This is a genomic window from Bartonella sp. HY038, assembly GCF_014117425.1.
Taxonomy (GTDB): Bacteria; Pseudomonadota; Alphaproteobacteria; order Rhizobiales; family Rhizobiaceae; genus HY038.
In genome coordinates this window covers 1,270,341-1,287,386 of sequence record NZ_CP059725.1, presented here as the reverse complement: position 1 = coordinate 1,287,386, position 17,046 = coordinate 1,270,341, and the positions used below count along the sequence as shown (strand labels likewise).

At 39.8% G+C, this 17,046-nt stretch carries 14 protein-coding genes; 12 read left to right on the top strand and 2 right to left on the bottom strand.

Going from position 1 to position 17,046, the window contains the following annotated elements:
* Positions 1–6: 6 nt before the first annotated feature.
* Complete coding sequence (gene rirA / locus H3299_RS05440; protein WP_182419662.1) at positions 7–465, bottom strand: iron-responsive transcriptional regulator RirA; 459 nt, start codon at positions 463–465, stop codon at positions 7–9.
* 796 nt (positions 466–1,261) lie between these two features.
* Between rirA and H3299_RS05435 the strand changes: the two genes are divergently transcribed.
* The 10 genes from H3299_RS05435 to H3299_RS05390 all read left to right on the top strand — a co-directional run bounded on the left by H3299_RS05435 (position 1,262) and on the right by H3299_RS05390 (position 13,721).
* Positions 1,262–3,520 (top strand): PAS domain-containing sensor histidine kinase, encoded by a 2,259-nt coding sequence (locus tag H3299_RS05435; RefSeq protein WP_182419273.1) that lies wholly within the window; start codon positions 1,262–1,264, stop codon positions 3,518–3,520.
* Complete coding sequence (locus tag H3299_RS05430; protein ID WP_182419272.1) at positions 3,520–4,884, top strand: sigma-54 dependent transcriptional regulator; 1,365 nt, start codon at positions 3,520–3,522, stop codon at positions 4,882–4,884. The genes H3299_RS05435 and H3299_RS05430 overlap by 1 nt, the downstream gene beginning before the upstream one ends.
* Before the next feature lie 3 nt (positions 4,885–4,887).
* Positions 4,888–6,264 carry a Trk system potassium transporter TrkA gene (gene trkA / locus H3299_RS05425; protein ID WP_182419271.1) on the top strand — a complete coding sequence of 459 codons (1,377 nt, stop codon included), beginning with the start codon at positions 4,888–4,890 and terminating at the stop codon, positions 6,262–6,264.
* Between the two features lie 170 nt (positions 6,265–6,434).
* Positions 6,435–7,226 carry a hypothetical protein gene (locus H3299_RS05420; RefSeq protein ID WP_182419270.1) on the top strand — a complete coding sequence of 264 codons (792 nt, stop codon included), beginning with the start codon at positions 6,435–6,437 and terminating at the stop codon, positions 7,224–7,226.
* Between the two features lie 216 nt (positions 7,227–7,442).
* A complete protein-coding gene (locus tag H3299_RS05415; protein ID WP_182419269.1) occupies positions 7,443–8,069 on the top strand; it encodes an ATP-dependent Clp protease proteolytic subunit in 627 nt (208 codons plus the stop codon).
* Positions 8,070–8,288: 219 nt separating this feature from the next.
* A complete protein-coding gene (clpX, locus tag H3299_RS05410) occupies positions 8,289–9,563 on the top strand; it encodes an ATP-dependent Clp protease ATP-binding subunit ClpX (RefSeq protein ID WP_182419268.1) in 1,275 nt (424 codons plus the stop codon).
* 224 nt (positions 9,564–9,787) lie between these two features.
* Positions 9,788–10,624 carry a cell envelope integrity EipB family protein gene (locus H3299_RS05405; RefSeq protein ID WP_182419267.1) on the top strand — a complete coding sequence of 279 codons (837 nt, stop codon included), beginning with the start codon at positions 9,788–9,790 and terminating at the stop codon, positions 10,622–10,624.
* Between the two features lie 235 nt (positions 10,625–10,859).
* A complete protein-coding gene (rpsB, locus tag H3299_RS05400) occupies positions 10,860–11,630 on the top strand; it encodes a 30S ribosomal protein S2 (RefSeq protein WP_182419266.1) in 771 nt (256 codons plus the stop codon).
* Positions 11,631–11,743: 113 nt separating this feature from the next.
* Positions 11,744–12,667, top strand: a complete 924-nt coding sequence (gene tsf, locus H3299_RS05395) for a translation elongation factor Ts (protein ID WP_182419265.1) — start codon at positions 11,744–11,746, stop codon at positions 12,665–12,667.
* A 235-nt stretch (positions 12,668–12,902) separates the two neighbouring features.
* On the top strand, positions 12,903–13,721 hold the full coding sequence (locus H3299_RS05390; RefSeq protein ID WP_182419264.1) for a protein-disulfide reductase DsbD domain-containing protein: 819 nt from the start codon (positions 12,903–12,905) through the stop codon (positions 13,719–13,721).
* 44 nt (positions 13,722–13,765) lie between these two features.
* On the opposite strand, the gene H3299_RS05385 is transcribed toward H3299_RS05390, so the two are convergent.
* Complete coding sequence (locus H3299_RS05385) at positions 13,766–14,659, bottom strand: LysR family transcriptional regulator (RefSeq protein WP_182419263.1); 894 nt, start codon at positions 14,657–14,659, stop codon at positions 13,766–13,768.
* Between the two features lie 231 nt (positions 14,660–14,890).
* Here H3299_RS05385 and H3299_RS05380 point away from each other — a divergent pair, with 231 nt between their 5' ends.
* Positions 14,891–15,946 (top strand): PrpF domain-containing protein, encoded by a 1,056-nt coding sequence (locus H3299_RS05380; RefSeq protein ID WP_182419262.1) that lies wholly within the window; start codon positions 14,891–14,893, stop codon positions 15,944–15,946.
* Positions 15,947–16,005: 59 nt separating this feature from the next.
* A complete protein-coding gene (locus H3299_RS05375) occupies positions 16,006–17,007 on the top strand; it encodes an ABC transporter substrate-binding protein (protein WP_182419261.1) in 1,002 nt (333 codons plus the stop codon).
* The last annotated feature ends 39 nt before the right edge of the window (positions 17,008–17,046 follow it).

Genomic DNA, 17,046 nt, shown 5'->3' with positions numbered 1-17,046 from the left:
AGAATATCAGCCTGCCATTTTGCAGCTTTCTTCATTTTGTTCAATGCCTAACCGACTTCTAAACTGTGGACGCTGCAAATCTGCAATGGTTGTAGCTGACAAAACATCGAAAAAAGCTTTTAATGCCTTTGACAAAGTTGCATTCAAACCACACGCATTGACGAGTGGACATTCAACAGCATCATTTTCGAAGCATTCCGCCATAGCAAAATTTTCTTCAGTTACTCTGACAACATCTGCAACGCTAATCTCAACTGCAGGCTTAGCAAGCTTAACCCCGCCATTGCGGCCTCGTACAGTCTGCATTAAACCTGCCTCAACAAGAGGGTGCAAAATTTTAAATAAAAACAATTCAGAAACTGAATAGGCCTTAGCAATTTCTGGTACTTTACTAAGCTCACCTTCATTGGCGGCACAATACATAAGCATTCGAATTGCATAATTGGTTTGTTTTGTAAGCCGCATAATAGTTCCTTCCATATTGGTCGATTTAACGACCATTTCCATAAGGCAAATGCCTTGACTGACGCGCGCCAGTTTATAACTATTCTAAAAAAAAGAAAGTGTTTTTTAATATTAAAATTTTATATTGTTAAAACAAAAAATCACACTAAAAACCAATTCTAAAATAAACCAAAATACAAACTACCCACTCAACAAGCATCATAATTCTAGATTATCTATTTGAGATATAAGCAAAAAGAACTAAATTATCAATGTGGCATTTAAACACATCCTGTCATACTTTTATCCAAGACCATTGCATTTTCACCGTTCAAGACAATAATTAGCTAGCCATCATCAGCCATATTGCATATTTCGACTAAGTAAGTCTACTTGGGCGCAAATCAAGCTTACAATATTACAAAATTAGATATATTTACTAAAAACAACTTTGCGATCTAAATTTCGCTTTCTATGTGTTGAGAACATGACTGTAAAAAGTCAGATTAATTTTTTTTCATATTTTTATCACATTTATGCATCTTTGTTGCAATTTCGACACAAAATGTTGCAATATTACCACTGAAATTTTGTAAGCTTTATATTATGAGGATTCTCGATTATTTTTTTGGGGTAAGCCAAACTTAAAAAGACGTTTTTAACACAAACATTATGCGACTTTATTCTTTTTTATTAGCTGAGCTCAATTGAAAATAACATATAAATACAAATATTTAAGTATCATTAGATCCTTATATTCAAAAAGGTAGATCATGACCAATTCATTGGTTAAAAATAATAAAAGCAAGGCCATCCAATGAAAGGCTTTCAAATACCTAAATTAACGGAAGAAGAGCGCATCCAAGGAAAAGCACTAAAAAAGCGACGCGCGGCTATCGGCATAGCAATAATAGTGCTTGCCTTATTAACAGCTGCAGTATCATTTCTCGTTTTGATTGGATTAACGCCTATCTCCCCAGACCGTCCGGTCACAATTGTGTTAATCTTTACCAATGTCGCAATGATTTTCTGCTTAATTGCGGTTATTATTCATGAGCTTTATCCAATTATTAAAGCATGGCGGGCACGGCGAGCAGCTTCCAAATTACATGTGCGGATAATTGCACTTTTTTCATTGGTTGCTGCCCTTCCAGCTTTAGTTATTGCGATCATCGCCCTTGTTACACTCAATTTAGGCTTAGATCGTTGGTTTGATGTGAACACTCGGCAGATTGTTGATTCATCGGTAGGTTTTGCCAATGCCTATGCTAGTGCAACATTAAACTCATTACAAGCTGCATCCTATACGATGGCACAGCAATTAGATAATCGACAATTGTTAAACTTAAATCCAGTTGAATATAAACGCCAAATGTCATTGCAAGTAACTGGCCGCAATTTAAGTGGCGCCTTTTTATTGGGAAGTAAGGGTAATATTATTACAGCAAGTGAACAAACTGAAGGTACCAATTTACCAATCCCACCAGAAGAATGGATATTAAAGGCAAGCACCGATGAGCCTGTAGCTTTTCAACCAGGTGAACATGATTATTTCGGCGTTATCTTAAAAATGCAAAATATTGATAATGCATGGCTGTATATTGCTGGACAAGTAGATCCGAACGTATTGGATGCGCTACGTTTAACCGAAAATAATACCAACCGTTATCGTGACATGGAGGCAAATCGTGTCACTATGCAAATTGCCTTTGCGGTTCTTTATTTCTGCCTTTTCCTCATCATGCTGTTATCGGCGATTTGGACAGCAATTGCTGTGGCTGACAAGCTTGTTCTTCCTATCCGCCTCTTAATTGGGGCAGCAGATGATGTTGCTGCAGGCAATATGAATGTTCTTGTACCAGTACGCGCCCGTGATGGTGATGTTGGACATTTATCCAAAACGTTCAATTACATGGTCGCTGAACTTAAAAACCAGCAAAACTTGCTAATTTCAGCCAGAGACCAAATTGATGAGCGGCGACGATTTTCAGAAACAGTTTTATCAGGGGTAAGTGCGGCTGTTATCGGAGTTGACGATCATGCTGACATAACAATTATTAATAAATCTGCGGAGACTATGGTTGAATTCAAGCCTGAAGAGGTTATTGGGCGCAGCTTGATTTCTGTTCACAGCGAAATTGGTCGGGTTTTTGAAGTCGCGCGTGCATCAGCTAAAAAAATTCATCGTGAGCAAATATCTATTACCCATCATGGTAGAGCACGCGTATTTAATGTGCAAACTACAATGGAAGAATCAGAAAAAGAAGCGCATTCATGGGTAGTTACAATTGATGATATTACCGACCTTATCGATGCCCAACGTTCGTCAGCATGGGCAGATGTTGCCCGCCGCATCGCTCATGAGATCAAAAACCCACTAACCCCAATCCAACTTTCAGCAGAGCGAATTCGCCGCCGCTATGGAAAAGTCATCACGAGTGACCGCGAAGTTTTCGATCAATGTGTTGATACAATTATAAGACAAGTTGGCGATATTGGACGCATGGTTGATGAATTTGCCTCTTTTGCGCGCATGCCGAAACCAGTAATGGCAACAACTGATCTACGCAATGCTTTGCGTGAGGCTAGCTTTCTCGTTGAAGTTTCACGGCATGAAATCAAATTTGAACGCGATTTTGGCGCAACCCCATTGATGGGAAGCTTCGACAATCGCCTCATAGGGCAGGCTTTTGGCAACGTTATCAAAAATGCCAGCGAAGCGATTGATGCAGTTTCAGGCCGTGAAGGTTTTCATGGTCATATATTCGTGCGATCTTATGATAAAGATGGTTCTATTTTTGTTGATATTATCGATAATGGTAAAGGATTGCCAAAAGATGACAGGCAAAAATTACTTGAACCTTATATGACAACACGTGAAAAAGGCACTGGCCTTGGCCTTGCAATTGTACGCAAAATCGTCGAAGAACATGGCGGTTATATGGAATTACATGATGCTCCAAGTGATTTTTATGGTGGTATTGGGGCTATGATCCGTTTTATTTTTCCACAAATTGAAAATAACCATAATAATAAAGACATAGACATGTCTTCTAAAGAAGAAGGTTTAAAATAATGGCATCTGATATTCTTGTAATCGACGATGAAATGGATATTCGGGAACTCGTTGCTGGCATTTTAGAAGATGAAGGGCATGAGACACGTATGGCAGGCGATGCTGATCAGGCTTTGGCTGCTATCAATGAACGCGTCCCTCGCCTTATTTTTCTTGATATATGGCTGCAAGGAAGCCGGCTTGACGGCCTCTCTTTGCTTGATGAGATTAAAAAGCAATATCCAAACCTTCCCATTGTTATGATTTCTGGTCATGGAAATATTGAAACCGCAGTTTCTGCTATAAAACGCGGCGCTTATGATTTTATTGAAAAGCCATTTAAGGCAGATCGCCTCGTGCTCGTTGCCGAAAGAGCGCTTGAAACCTCAAAATTGAAGCGCGAGGTCACAGAACTACGCAAAAAGGTAACAGATACGCCAGAATTACTTGGAAATTCCTTAATTATTAACCAATTGCGACAAACCATCGAAAAAATTGCTCCAACTAATAGTCGTATCATGATAACCGGTCCTTCGGGCTCTGGCAAAGAAATGGCCGCACGGATGATCCATGCGCTATCAACCCGCGCCAATGGTCCCTTTGTCACCTTAAATGCTGCAACAATTACGCCCGAACGTATGGAAATCGAGCTTTTTGGCACCGAAATGGACGGCGGGGAGCGAAAAATTGGTGCACTAGAAGAAGCCCATGGTGGTATTTTATATCTTGATGAAGTTGCCGATATGCCGCGCGAAACGCAAAACAAAATTTTGCGTGTACTAACCGAGCAAAAGTTTGAGCGCGTAGGCGGCAATAAACGCGTCAAAGTTGATGTCCGTATTATTTCTTCAACAGCACAAAATCTTGAAGGACTAATTGCGGAAGGTTTATTTCGCGAAGATCTTTTCCATCGGCTTGCTGTCGTGCCACTATCGGTACCGGCATTATCGCGCCATAGAGAAGATATTCCCACTCTTGTTGACTTCTTCGTCAAACAAATTGCTAGCCAAACAGGAATTCGTCCACGCATTATTAGTGATGATGCTATGGCCGTTTTACAAGCGCATAGTTGGCCCGGGAATGTAAGGCAATTGCGAAACAATGTTGAGCGCCTTCTTATTTTAACCCGCGATGACAATAGTGAAGAACCAATCACGGCTGAACATCTACCTGCCGAAATTGGCGATTCTTTGCCGCGTGTTCCAACCGATAATGACCAGCACATTATGGCTCTTCCTTTGCGCGAAGCGCGCGAATTATTCGAAAAACAATATCTTGTTGCTCAAATCAATCGTTTTGGTGGTAATATTTCGCGCACGGCAGAATTTGTCGGCATGGAACGCTCAGCCCTGCATCGAAAATTGAAGTCTCTAGGGGTATATTAAAATATGCGCGTTATTATTTGTGGTGCAGGACAAGTGGGCTACGGTATTGCCGAGCGCTTGGCAGCAGAGCAAAACGATGTAACAGTCATTGATATTTCGCCCGATCTTATTTTTACAATAAGAGACGAGCTAGACGTGCGCGGACTTGTCGGCCATGGCTCTCATCCCGATATGCTTGCTGCCGCCGGTGCTGATGAAGCTGACATGCTGATTGCTGTCACCCTTCATGATGAAATTAACATGGTGGCATGCCAAGTAGCCCATTCGCTTTTTGCCGTACCAACCAAATTTGCTCGCGTTCGCTCGCAAGCCTATCTTGATCCACGCTATCAAGATCTTTTTTCGCGAGAAAACCTGCCCATAGATGTGGTTATTTCACCCGAAATTGAAGTTGGAAGGCTTATTTTAAGACGCCTTGCTGAACCTGGTGCTCTTGATGTTTTGAGCATTTGCGATGGCAAAGTTCTTTTTCTTGCCATTAGCTGCAGTGAAGACTGCCCGCTCATAAACACGCCTTTGAGGCAATTAAGCAGCCTATTCCCCGATCTTCAGGCGACAGCAGTTGGCATAAAACGCAATGGTAAATTATTCATTCCTCAAGCAGATGATGAATTAAATGCTGGTGATATTGTTTATATAACGGTATTAGAAAAACAAGTACGCCGCACCATGGCACTTTTTGGCCATGAAGAACAAGAAGCTCGTCGCATAATTATTGCAGGTGGTGGGCATATTGGTCTATATGTCGCGCAAGAAATTGAAAAGCAAAATCATCCTGCTAAAGTCAAAATAATAGAGTTTGATAAAGAACGCGCTCTTTACATCACCGACAGATTGAAAAAAACTCCGGTCTTACATGGAAGCGCATTAGATCAAGAAGTATTACAAGAAGCCGGAGCTGAAACGGCAGATCTTATTGTAACTTTAACCAATCAGGATCAGGTCAATATATTGAGTGCGATGATGGCAAAGCGTCTTGGTACATCAGCTAATATGGTACTTATTAATGATCCTGTTTATGAAGAATTTACGCGAACTGATGGCATTGATGCCCATATAAATCCGCGAAATGCCACCATATCAAAAGTTTTACAGCACGTTCGGCGTGGGCGCATCCGGGCAGTACACTCCATTTCAGATGGTAAAGCAGAATTATTGGAAGTGGAGGCTGTAGAAACATCTCCACTTGTGGGTAAAACCATTAAGGAATTAACTCTATCAAATCGTTTGCGAATTGGTGCAATCTATCGCAAAGACGAGATTATTAGACCTACCGGTGACTTGCGGCTTCAGCCCAAAGACCGTATTGTAATTTTTGCCTTAGCTGAAGCTGTAAAAGAAGTGGAGCAAATGTTTAGGGTAAGTTTTGAATTTTTCTAACAATAATCATTTGTTTAACTATTTATTCGTTGGGATCGTATTTTAAATTTTTCAATATAATGTTTGACAAATTTATAAAGTAGTCGGGCACAAAAACATTCAATTGCTAGTTTCATGTGCTTTTAAAATACTCTAAAGTGGTGAAATACTGCTTTCATCAGGAAATTTTTATGGATATTTGTACCTTCTGGTATGGAGAAAAGCTCCGCTATATTGATCGGCTTTGCCTTGCATCTATGGTGCAAACTGGCCAACATGTGAAATTATATGCACATAACTACGTTGAAGGCGTGCCTGAAGGCGTTGAGCTATGTGATGCTGAACCGATTTTGCCGCTTTCGCTGCTTTATAAGCTTGACCCCAGCTTTCCTAGCTTTAAGCCATCACGCTCTATCGTGCAGTTTTCTGATATTTTCCGTGTCATGTTGATGAAATATCAAAAAGGTGTTTGGCTCGATACAGATATATATTTAGTAAAGCAATTTCATCCAAATCCAAACGAAGTTTGGCTTGCTAGCGATAATGCGCGACGTGTTGGTGTTTCTGCGCTTTATCTCCCGCCCGATAATCCGATTATCGCAGAATTTGAGAACTATATCAATGGAACTAACCTTGTCCCCTCATGGCTAGGCTTTAAAAAACGGGTTTGGCTGCCATTTTTGCTTAAACTAAAAAATGAGCCAGTCCAGCCAAACCATTTAGGTATAACTATTTTTGGCAATGATGGTATATCAAGGCTTGCTAAAAAATATCATTTTTTTGATAAAGCAAAACCTAGAGAAAGTTTTTATTATTGGTCTGGACGAGATGCAGAAAAAATATTTGATCCTGCATTTGGCATTGAGCCAACTCTGAATAAGGATTTTATTGGCTTTCACATTCACAAAAAAGCTAAAACAGAGCAACCACCACTTGAAGGTAGTTTTTTTGATTGGGCAATTAAAAGAACTCCGCTTTCATAAGTCTATAAAAAAGATAACCGATTGCCGACAACAATCACTTATTTGTTGATAAAAAAACACGTTAACGCAAAACTTATCTTTTTTCACTATTGCGAAAAGGGTGACTAGTACCCTATCTATTTTAATAAACTTATCGCTATTAGTCAGTGATTCGAGATTTTACTAAAATTTGGTCTATTTTTTGTAGATTAAAATTAATTAAATGAAAGCCATATAATGAGTGAATCGATTGAAACTGCAATGAGCCTTGTTCCTATGGTGGTCGAGCAAACCAATCGTGGCGAACGAGCTTATGATATTTTTTCGCGTCTTTTAAAAGAGCGTATTATTTTTATAAATGGCCCTGTTGAAGATTATATGGCACTTACTGTTTGTGCGCAGCTTTTGTTCCTTGAGGCTGAAAATCCTAAAAAGGATATTCACCTTTATATCAATTCACCAGGTGGATTGGTCAGTGCAGGCATGGCAATTTATGATACAATGCAATTTATTCGCCCCAATGTTTCTACCCTTTGCATGGGGCAAGCAGCTTCTATGGGATCGCTACTCTTGACAGCAGGCGCAACCGGTTCTCGTTTTGCGCTGCCAAATGCCCGCATTATGGTGCATCAACCTTCTGGTGGTTTCCAAGGTGCAGCCTCTGACATTCAACGTCATGCCGAAGATCTAATTAAGGCAAAACGTCGCCTTAACGAAATTTACGTAAAACATACTGGGCAAAATTATGAAATGGTTGAAAAGACGCTTGATCGTGACCATTTTATGACAGCACAAGAAGCAAAAGACTTTGGCCTTATTGATGATGTTATTGAAAAACGCGTCATTAGTGAAGCTGAATTATAGAATTCTTAACGAGATCCGATCTGATTATCGATTAAAGATTTATAAAAATGCTTTTTAGGTGTATAATATTTGCTTAATAAATATTTGCACCCAAAACTGGAAATATGACTTAAAGGGGAAAAAGATATCTAGCCTTATTGGACTTAGATATCTTGCTTAGGCAGAATTAAATAACAGATATTATAAACCCGTATAATATCTGTATGAAAGGAAACAGTGATGAGCAAAGTTGGAAACACCGGCGGCGAATCCAAGAATACGCTTTATTGCTCATTTTGCGGAAAAAGCCAGCACGAAGTTCGCAAATTAATTGCTGGGCCAACCGTATTTATCTGTGATGAATGCGTTGAATTGTGCATGGATATTATTCGCGAGGAGAATAAATCTTCCTCTGTGCGCGCAACTGATGGCGTTCCAACCCCTCAAGAAATAATGGTCGTTCTTGATGAATATGTCATTGGTCAATCCTATGCAAAACGCGTTTTAGCAGTAGCAGTGCACAACCACTATAAGCGCCTTGCTCACCAATCCAAGAACTCAGATATTGAGCTTGCAAAATCTAATATTATGCTTGTTGGGCCAACTGGTTGCGGTAAAACCTATCTTGCCCAAACTCTTGCTCGCATTATTGATGTGCCTTTTACAATGGCAGATGCGACAACTTTGACCGAGGCTGGTTATGTTGGTGAAGACGTTGAGAATATTATTCTAAAACTATTGCAATCGGCAGATTACAATGTTGAACGCGCTCAACGCGGTATTGTCTATATTGATGAAGTGGATAAAATTAGCCGCAAGGCAGATAACCCTTCAATCACCCGCGATGTTTCTGGTGAAGGCGTACAGCAGGCACTTCTAAAAATTATGGAAGGTACTGTTGCATCTGTCCCACCGCAAGGCGGACGCAAACACCCACAACAAGAGTTTTTGCAGGTGGATACAACCAATATTCTATTCATTTGTGGCGGTGCTTTTGCGGGTCTTGACAAGATTATTTCTGAACGCGGTGCAAAAACATCTATCGGTTTTGCAGCCAATGTTTCAGGGCCTGATGATCGCCGGCTTGGTGAGATTTTCCACGAACTTGAGCCAGAAGATTTGCTAAAATTTGGCTTAATTCCTGAATTTATCGGTCGTCTTCCTGTAATTGCAACTTTGGAAGATCTTGATATCGATGCTTTAGTTCGCATCCTATCAGAGCCTAAAAATGCGCTTGTGAAACAATATAAACGCCTTTTTGAAATGGAAGACGTTGAATTGACTTTTCACGATGATGCATTGCGGGCTATTGCTAATAAGGCGATTGAACGTAAAACTGGTGCTCGCGGCTTGCGCTCGATTATGGAAAAAATTCTACTTGATACTATGTTCGAATTACCCACACTGGAAGGTGTGCGCGAAGTCGTTATTTCTGGTGACGTCGTAACTGGTGAAGCTCGGCCACTTTATATTTATGCAGACCGCAAGGTAGAAAAAGAAAATGCAACGGCCTGAAAATAGTTATTAAACATCTTTATTTTAGGCAAAAAATTATAAAGCCGTATATTGAAAACGCTATAAAGGGTTTATCAATGTACGGTTTTTCTAATTTATAACAAAATTCTACAACATCGAAATTCATTTACCTTTTAGGGATAGTGTCAAGATAATTATATCACCACTTATCGGTTAGATATTATATGGGTAAATGCAGATATTTTCTAATTAGGAGTAGGCCTATGTACCGCTTTATCAGACCAATACTTTTAACAATCGGCTTATACTCATTGATCCCCCCCTCATACAGCTTCGCAACCACCATAGACGAACTTGCTCCCTATCGTGGCGTATATGAATTACAGCTAGATAACGCCAGTGACAAATCTGGAATTACTGGGTTTTCCGGACGTATGGTCTATGAATTTACTGGCAACAAATGCAAAGGCTTTACAACTAAATTTCGCTTTGTCAGCAAAGTTGACTTAAGTGAGTTGCCACAGCGTATGAGTGACCAACAAGTAACAACCATCGAAAGCGGTGATGGCAAAAAATTTAGTTTTAGAAGCAAAAGCTTTACCGACCAAGAGCTAACCAAGGAAGTAGACGGCAGCGCTGAGCTTGAAGAGGACGGCTTGAAAGTTGACATTACAAAACCAGAAGTTGCAAACCATCAATTAAAAAAGGCAATCTTCCCAACTGAACATACCATCGAAATTATTAATCATGCTTTGAATAAAAATTACATTTTTAATACCAATATCTTCGATGGCTCAGAAGATGCCGATAAAATAACACCTACTAATGTGGTGATTGGCAAAGAGATAGCCGCCCAACCAAATGAAGAGACCAAAATTATGGGTAAATTGGGAGAAGAGCCGACTTGGCCCATCAATATCTCATATTTTGATGATAGTAGTAGTCAAGATGGTCTTCCAACTTACCGCACTAGTTTTTTATTATATAAGAATGGCGTAACGCGCGACCTCATCATGGATTATGGCGATTTTTCCATCAAAGGGAAGCTCATTAAAATTGAATTGCTTGATAAGGGCGATATTGACTGTAGCGCAAAGTAGGAAAATTATTATCGCTTCGATACGTCATATAAGTTACATCTTAATAGTCTATTTCATGAAAAATATGGAATTCGACAACAAATTACTAATGGTAGCTTGCATTTTTGTCTTTAGTCCTATAAAGGCAAGCTATTCCACACACGAGATATGGGCCAAGCTAAGATTACTAGCGGGTCCGCCGGTGGCAGATTTGCCTCATTTCGTGAAGGTATAACCGGAAATTAAGGAAATTAAAATGTCAGTGCCTGATTTTTCAATGCGCCAACTACTTGAAGCTGGTGTTCACTTTGGTCACCAAACACATCGTTGGAACCCAAAGATGGCTCCCTATATCTATGGCGAGCGCAATAATGTTCATATTATCGATCTTTCACAGACTGTACCTATGTTGCACCGCGCTTTGCAGGTGATTTCAGATACAGTAGCTCGTGGTGGTCGCGTTCTTTTCGTTGGTACAAAGCGTCAAGCTTCAGAAATTATTGCTGATGCTGCTGATCGTTCTGCTCAGTATTATGTTAATGCTCGTTGGCTCGGCGGCATGCTCACCAACTGGAAAACTATTTCTAATTCAATTCAGCGTCTTCGTAAATTGGATGAAATTTTGACCAATGAAGGCCAAGGCTTCACCAAGAAGGAACGCCTAAACCTTGAACGTGAGCGTGAAAAATTGGATCGCGCCCTTGGTGGTATTAAGGATATGGGTTCGGTTCCTGACTTAATGTTCATTATTGACACCAATAAAGAAGCAATTGCTATTCAAGAAGCAAAGCGTCTTGGTATTCCAGTTATCGCTGTCGTTGATACCAATTGTGATCCAGACAATATCGACTATCCAATTCCAGGTAACGATGACGCAGCTCGCGCAATTTCGCTTTATTCTGATCTTGTTGCTCGTGCAGCCCTTGATGGCATTGCGCGTCAACATGGCGCAAACGGCATTGACATTGGTGCACAAGTTGAAGCACCAATCGACACAAATGTTGAAGAAGCTGTAGCTTCTAACTAAGACAACAAATGTCAGCCAATTTAGGCTAATATTTGAAATTTAAATTATTAGCGGGCGTGCGTGAGCCGAAAGGTCATCAAGCACGCTTCGTTATTTTTAACAAAGAGGCTAAAATGAGCATTTCCGCATCTCAAGTTAAAGAACTTCGCGAATTAACCGGCGCCGGCATGATGGATTGTAAAGCCGCTCTTGCTGCAACAGATGGCGACATGGAAGCAGCCGTTGATTGGCTTCGCGCTAAGGGTATTGCTAAGGCAGACAAGAAGGCTGGTCGTACTGCAGCTGAAGGTTTGATTGGTATTGCATCAAATGGCAATACTGCTGTTTTGGTTGAAGTAAATTCTGAAACCGATTTCGTTGCACGTAATGATGCATTCCAAGCACTTGTAAATGGTGTAGCGCAAGCAGCCCTTTCAACTGATGGTTCAGTTGAAGCTGTTGCCGATTCAATCTATCCTGGCTCAAGCAAAACTGTTGCTGACACTATTAAGGATTCAATCGCAACCATTGGCGAAAACATGAATTTGCGCCGCGCTGCTAAGCTTTCGGTTGATAAGGGTGTTGTTGCAACCTATATCCATAATGCTGTTGCCGATGGTCTTGGCAAATTGGGTGTTCTCGTTGCTATTGAAACCGATGGCGATGCAACCAAGGCACAAGCAGTTGGCCGTCAGATTGCTATGCATATTGCTGCAACCAATCCACTTGCTTTAACTTCAGACGAAGTTGATGCCGGTGCTATTGAGCGCGAAAAATCAGTATTTTCTGAACAAGCTCGTCAATCAGGCAAGCCAGAAAACATCATCGAAAAGATGGTTGAAGGCCGTATGCGCAAATTCTTTGAAGAAGTTGTTCTTCTTTCACAAGCTTTTGTTATCAATCCTGACATCACCGTTGAAGCAGCATTAAAAGAAGCAGAAAAAGAAATTGGCGCACCAGTCAAGCTTGTAAGCTATGTTCGCTTTGCTCTTGGTGATGGCATTGAAAAAGAAGAAACTGACTTTGCGGCTGAAGTTGCTGCAGTTGCAAAAAGCTAATTAGCTTTAGCAACCGGTTTTAACTGAATAAACTAATTAAGCGGAATAAGTTTACTACTTGTTCCGCTTATTTTATTGGCACATTGGTAAATATATTTATCAGCCAAAATCTAGGCTCAATAGAGTATTTTTCGTAAATTCGCCCTATTTTTGTAGTTAGCATTCTATTTAACAAAATAAAAAAGTAGTAAATAACAGCGCCAACACACTTTAAATATATTTAAAAGGCTTTGAAATGGGTAAATTTTGCTATTACAAAAAAGCTATTGCATTACAAATTATTACAGCAATCTGTTATTTTTTTTCATTAACAATTTCACAGGCCCAATCCGTTAATCACACCAAGATGGAAGGCGCCGATATTTCCATTATATTTAACAATGAAGTACTAAATAATGAGCCCCAATGGCGTTATGGGCTTATTGATGTAAAGCTACAGCCTGACTGGAAAACTTACTGGGAAAATTCTGGTAACTCTGGTTTGTCACCCAATTTACAAATAGAAAACGGTATTAAAAATACGTTATTATTTACAGCTCCTCATTTATTACAAGAAGGAAAAGATTGGGCATATATCTATAAAGACCATGCGCAAATTCTTTTCCGTATCGCTGCCAGCGATATTGCAAGCGTTAATTTAAAAGGAAATTTATTAATTGGAATTTGTAATACTATTTGCGTACCGGTTGATGTTCCTTTTTTACTTAATAGTAAACCGACTAATAATTTTGTTAGCAAGTTAAAAATTCAGACTGCGTTAAATACGTTACCGCAACAAGCTAGTGACACATTTTATGTAGAAGAACCAAAGCTGCATGATAAATATATCGAAGTTGTCTTACACCTACCCCATCAAAGTAAAATTGCTGAATTATTTTTAGCCTCAGATAAGGCACAATTGGGCATTGCAAAACTCATTCAGCAAGAGCCAAATAAAATTATCTTTTCCGCCCCAATATTATCTGGCAAGCTTGATAAAGGGCAAAAAGTCCACTTTATTGCAAATGATGGAAATGGAACAATCTCCGGCTCAGTCAATATTGCTGACCATTAAATTTATAATCACTTATAGATTTTTGATCGCAACATACGAGAATTCTATTTCCATTCATTTATAAGCATATCGTAGAAATGTTGGGCGGCAGGTGATAAAATTGATCCTCGTCTTTTCACTACACCAATCATTCTTGATACTGTGGGATTAACTATCGGTCGTGTTACTAAAAATGGGTGTTCCCCTTGCGGTGTTGCCATTTGCGGTAGAACTGATATGCCAAGACCAGCTTCCACGAAGCCAAGTGAAGTAGATAGATGTGTAACTTCATAGCGCCAGTTAATTTTTATATTTTCTTTGGCCAATGCTGCGTCTAGCAAAATGCGATTTGCGCTTGAATTATGAACGGTTATCAGCGAATAAAGTTTTAAATCTTCCCATAAAACGACCTCCTTTTTGGCTAAAGGATGATCGCGCTTTACCGCAAGCACAAATTTATCTTCCATGAGCGGCTCAAATGCTAATTCGCTATCTATCCCACTTATAATATTAATACCAAACTCAACCTCCCCTCGATTCACCGCTTGAAGGCCATCAGTTGCTGTCAAATCAAGGATACGAAAACGTATTTCAGGATATTGCAAACTAAAGCGGCTAATTATACGCGGTAAAAAATAAAATGCAGCAGTTGGCAAGCAGGCAATTGTTACTAAGCCAGTAGCTTTTACCCCTTTATCGCGAGCAGCGAATAAAGAACCATCGAACTCCTCAATTAAGCGGCGGACCAAGGGTAATAATTCATTGCCTAATGCGGTCGGACCAACATGGCGCGTTGTTCGCTCCAATAGCGGTGCACCAATTATTTCCTCAAGTTTTTGCATACGCCGGCTTAATGCTGGTTGCGATATATGCAAAACCTCCGCCGCACGGTTAAAGCTCGTAAGCTCGACAATTGTTAAAAACGCTCTAAGATCTAAGATTTCGCAATTTATGCTCATTGGTTATTAATTACCCCCTAAAATTGCATTTTTTAAATCAATCAAAATGTGTATTATAAATTAATAGTTAGAATTAATGCAAGATAAACATATCTGGAAAGGTAAGTTGATTATACGACTAATTCATAACTTGAGGAGTTCCCAATCTAATTGGGAGTTTATTTGTCCGTCGAATTTTTAGGGACTTATCTCTGGGCAATACCGACTTCATTTATGTTATGGGAGAGATTCATGAATGATCTTAAATATATACCTTGTGTTATTATGCGTGGTGGTACATCACGCGGACCATTCTTTCTAGCGTCAGACCTTCCAAAACAAGTTAGCCAACGCGATAATATCTTATTATCAATTATGGGAGCAGGACATCCGTTGCAAATTGATGGTATTGGTGGTGGAAACCCAGTTACCAATAAGGTTGCTATAGTGGGCCCAGCAACAGTACCTAATGCAGATGTCGATTACTTATTTGCCCAAATACGTAATCTAGAAGGCATTGTCGACACAAGCCCTAATTGCGGAAATATGTTATCTGCTGTTGGTCCTTTTGCAATTGAAGCAGGGCTAGTTTACCCAACAGAGCCTGTAACTTTCGTAAAGATCCATAATATTAATACAGGTGAAATCATTGAAGCAGAAGTACCGGTTGTTGGCAATGCTGTTTGTTATAATGGTACAAGCGCGATAGATGGAGTACCAGGAACAGGGGCTGGTATTTATCTTAACTTTCTGAATTCTGCTAATGGCGATTTTACCAGCCTATTTCCAACTGGAAAGACAATAGAAGTAATTAATGGCATCACTGTTACATGCATTAATAGTGCCATACCACTTGTGCTTATCGATCCAGCACCCTTAAATGTTACAGCGCATGAAACCGCTCAAGAGCTAAACGCGAATAAGCATTTAATAGATCAGATTGCGGCAATCAGACAAGAAGCAGGCCTAAAAATGGGCCTAGGAGATGTACGAAATAAAGTAATTCCCAAACCTGTTTTATTGAGTACTAGCAAAGAAAAATCTACGATTAATGCCCGCTATTTCATGCCAGACGAATGCCACCCAAGCCTAGCTACAACCGGCGCTGTTGGCATTGCAGTAGCAACCACAATAGAAAACACATTAGCAAGCCAGCTTTCTGGAAAGCAAAACACACCTACTGATATTATCATCGACCATCCCTCAGGAAGTCTTTCCTTAACAATTAGAAATAGAGATGGAAGAAATATAGTCAGTCTTTTAAGAACCACACGCAGGATTTTTCAAGGTGCTGCTTTATTAAAGTAGCAAAGTGATAAAAATACAAAATAACAAATTTTGAGCAATGATATAGTTGGAGGACAAAGATGCTTAAAAAGATATTAATCACTGTTTTTACGTTACTATTTATAAATATAGCAGCTGCAGAAAAAGTAAGGATAAGTGTAGGATCCTTCAATCTTAATAACTTACCCTTCCCTGTGGCGGTTGGATTGGGCCTATATGAAAAACACGGTCTAGATGTAACGGTTGAAAATTTTGCCTCTGGCGGATCAAAAACCTTACAAGCATTGGTAGCAGGTTCTACAGATATTGCAGTTGGATTTTATGATCATACGATCCAAATGCAAGCACAAAATAAGCATGTTGTGGCCTTTGTTCAATTGGCACGAAATTCTGGGCTAGTAATGGCAGCAGGAAACAACTCAAAGTTTGATCCGCAAACCCCTTCAACCATTAAAGGTTCAAAAATTGGCATTACCGCGCCAGGATCATCATCTGACTTTTTCATTCGTTTTTATCTAAAACGCCATGGGCTCAGCGATAAGGATGTTTCAATTATTGGTGTTGGCTCAGGATCAGCTGCCGTTGCTGCATTGGAGCAAGAAAAAATCGATATTCTTGTCAATTACGATCCTGCTGCAACCTTTTTAATTGCCAAGGGAGTTGGGCGCATTGTTATTGATGGTAGGCAAGATCAAGGCGCAATTGACATCTATGGGGGAATTTATCCAACATCGGTCCTTTATGCATTACAGGATTATATCACAAAAAATCCTCAAACCATCCAAAAGGTAACGGATGCAACAGTTGAAGCCTTGGCTTGGATGCATGATCACACAGCAAATGAAATCGTTGATGCAATGCCTAAGGACTTCGTTGCTGGAGACAGAGAGACTTTTATTAAAGCTATTGAAAATGCTCGGCCAATTTTTTCGACCGACGGTTTAATAAATCCAACAGATATTAAAATACCATTAGATGTTTTAAAAACATTTAACCCACGTGTCTCGCAAACCAACATAGATCTTTCTAAAACCTACACCGATGAATTCGTGATTAAGGCATTAGAAAGGAATAAAAAATGAATTCCGTAACGGAGTTATCGCAAACAATACCCACAAATA

Excerpts from the sequence above, each read along its gene's own strand:
- rirA (WP_182419662.1), bottom strand. The coding sequence starts at position 465 with ATGCGGCTTACAAAACAAACCAATTATGCAATTCGAATGCTTATGTAT.
- H3299_RS05435 (WP_182419273.1), top strand. The coding sequence starts at position 1,262 with ATGAAAGGCTTTCAAATACCTAAATTAACGGAAGAAGAGCGCATCCAA.
- H3299_RS05430 (WP_182419272.1), top strand. The coding sequence starts at position 3,520 with ATGGCATCTGATATTCTTGTAATCGACGATGAAATGGATATTCGGGAA.
- trkA (WP_182419271.1), top strand. The coding sequence starts at position 4,888 with ATGCGCGTTATTATTTGTGGTGCAGGACAAGTGGGCTACGGTATTGCC.
- H3299_RS05420 (WP_182419270.1), top strand. The coding sequence starts at position 6,435 with ATGGATATTTGTACCTTCTGGTATGGAGAAAAGCTCCGCTATATTGAT.
- H3299_RS05415 (WP_182419269.1), top strand. The coding sequence starts at position 7,443 with ATGAGTGAATCGATTGAAACTGCAATGAGCCTTGTTCCTATGGTGGTC.
- clpX (WP_182419268.1), top strand. The coding sequence starts at position 8,289 with ATGAGCAAAGTTGGAAACACCGGCGGCGAATCCAAGAATACGCTTTAT.
- H3299_RS05405 (WP_182419267.1), top strand. The coding sequence starts at position 9,788 with ATGTACCGCTTTATCAGACCAATACTTTTAACAATCGGCTTATACTCA.
- rpsB (WP_182419266.1), top strand. The coding sequence starts at position 10,860 with ATGTCAGTGCCTGATTTTTCAATGCGCCAACTACTTGAAGCTGGTGTT.
- tsf (WP_182419265.1), top strand. The coding sequence starts at position 11,744 with ATGAGCATTTCCGCATCTCAAGTTAAAGAACTTCGCGAATTAACCGGC.
- H3299_RS05390 (WP_182419264.1), top strand. The coding sequence starts at position 12,903 with ATGGGTAAATTTTGCTATTACAAAAAAGCTATTGCATTACAAATTATT.
- H3299_RS05385 (WP_182419263.1), bottom strand. The coding sequence starts at position 14,659 with ATGAGCATAAATTGCGAAATCTTAGATCTTAGAGCGTTTTTAACAATT.
- H3299_RS05380 (WP_182419262.1), top strand. The coding sequence starts at position 14,891 with ATGAATGATCTTAAATATATACCTTGTGTTATTATGCGTGGTGGTACA.
- H3299_RS05375 (WP_182419261.1), top strand. The coding sequence starts at position 16,006 with ATGCTTAAAAAGATATTAATCACTGTTTTTACGTTACTATTTATAAAT.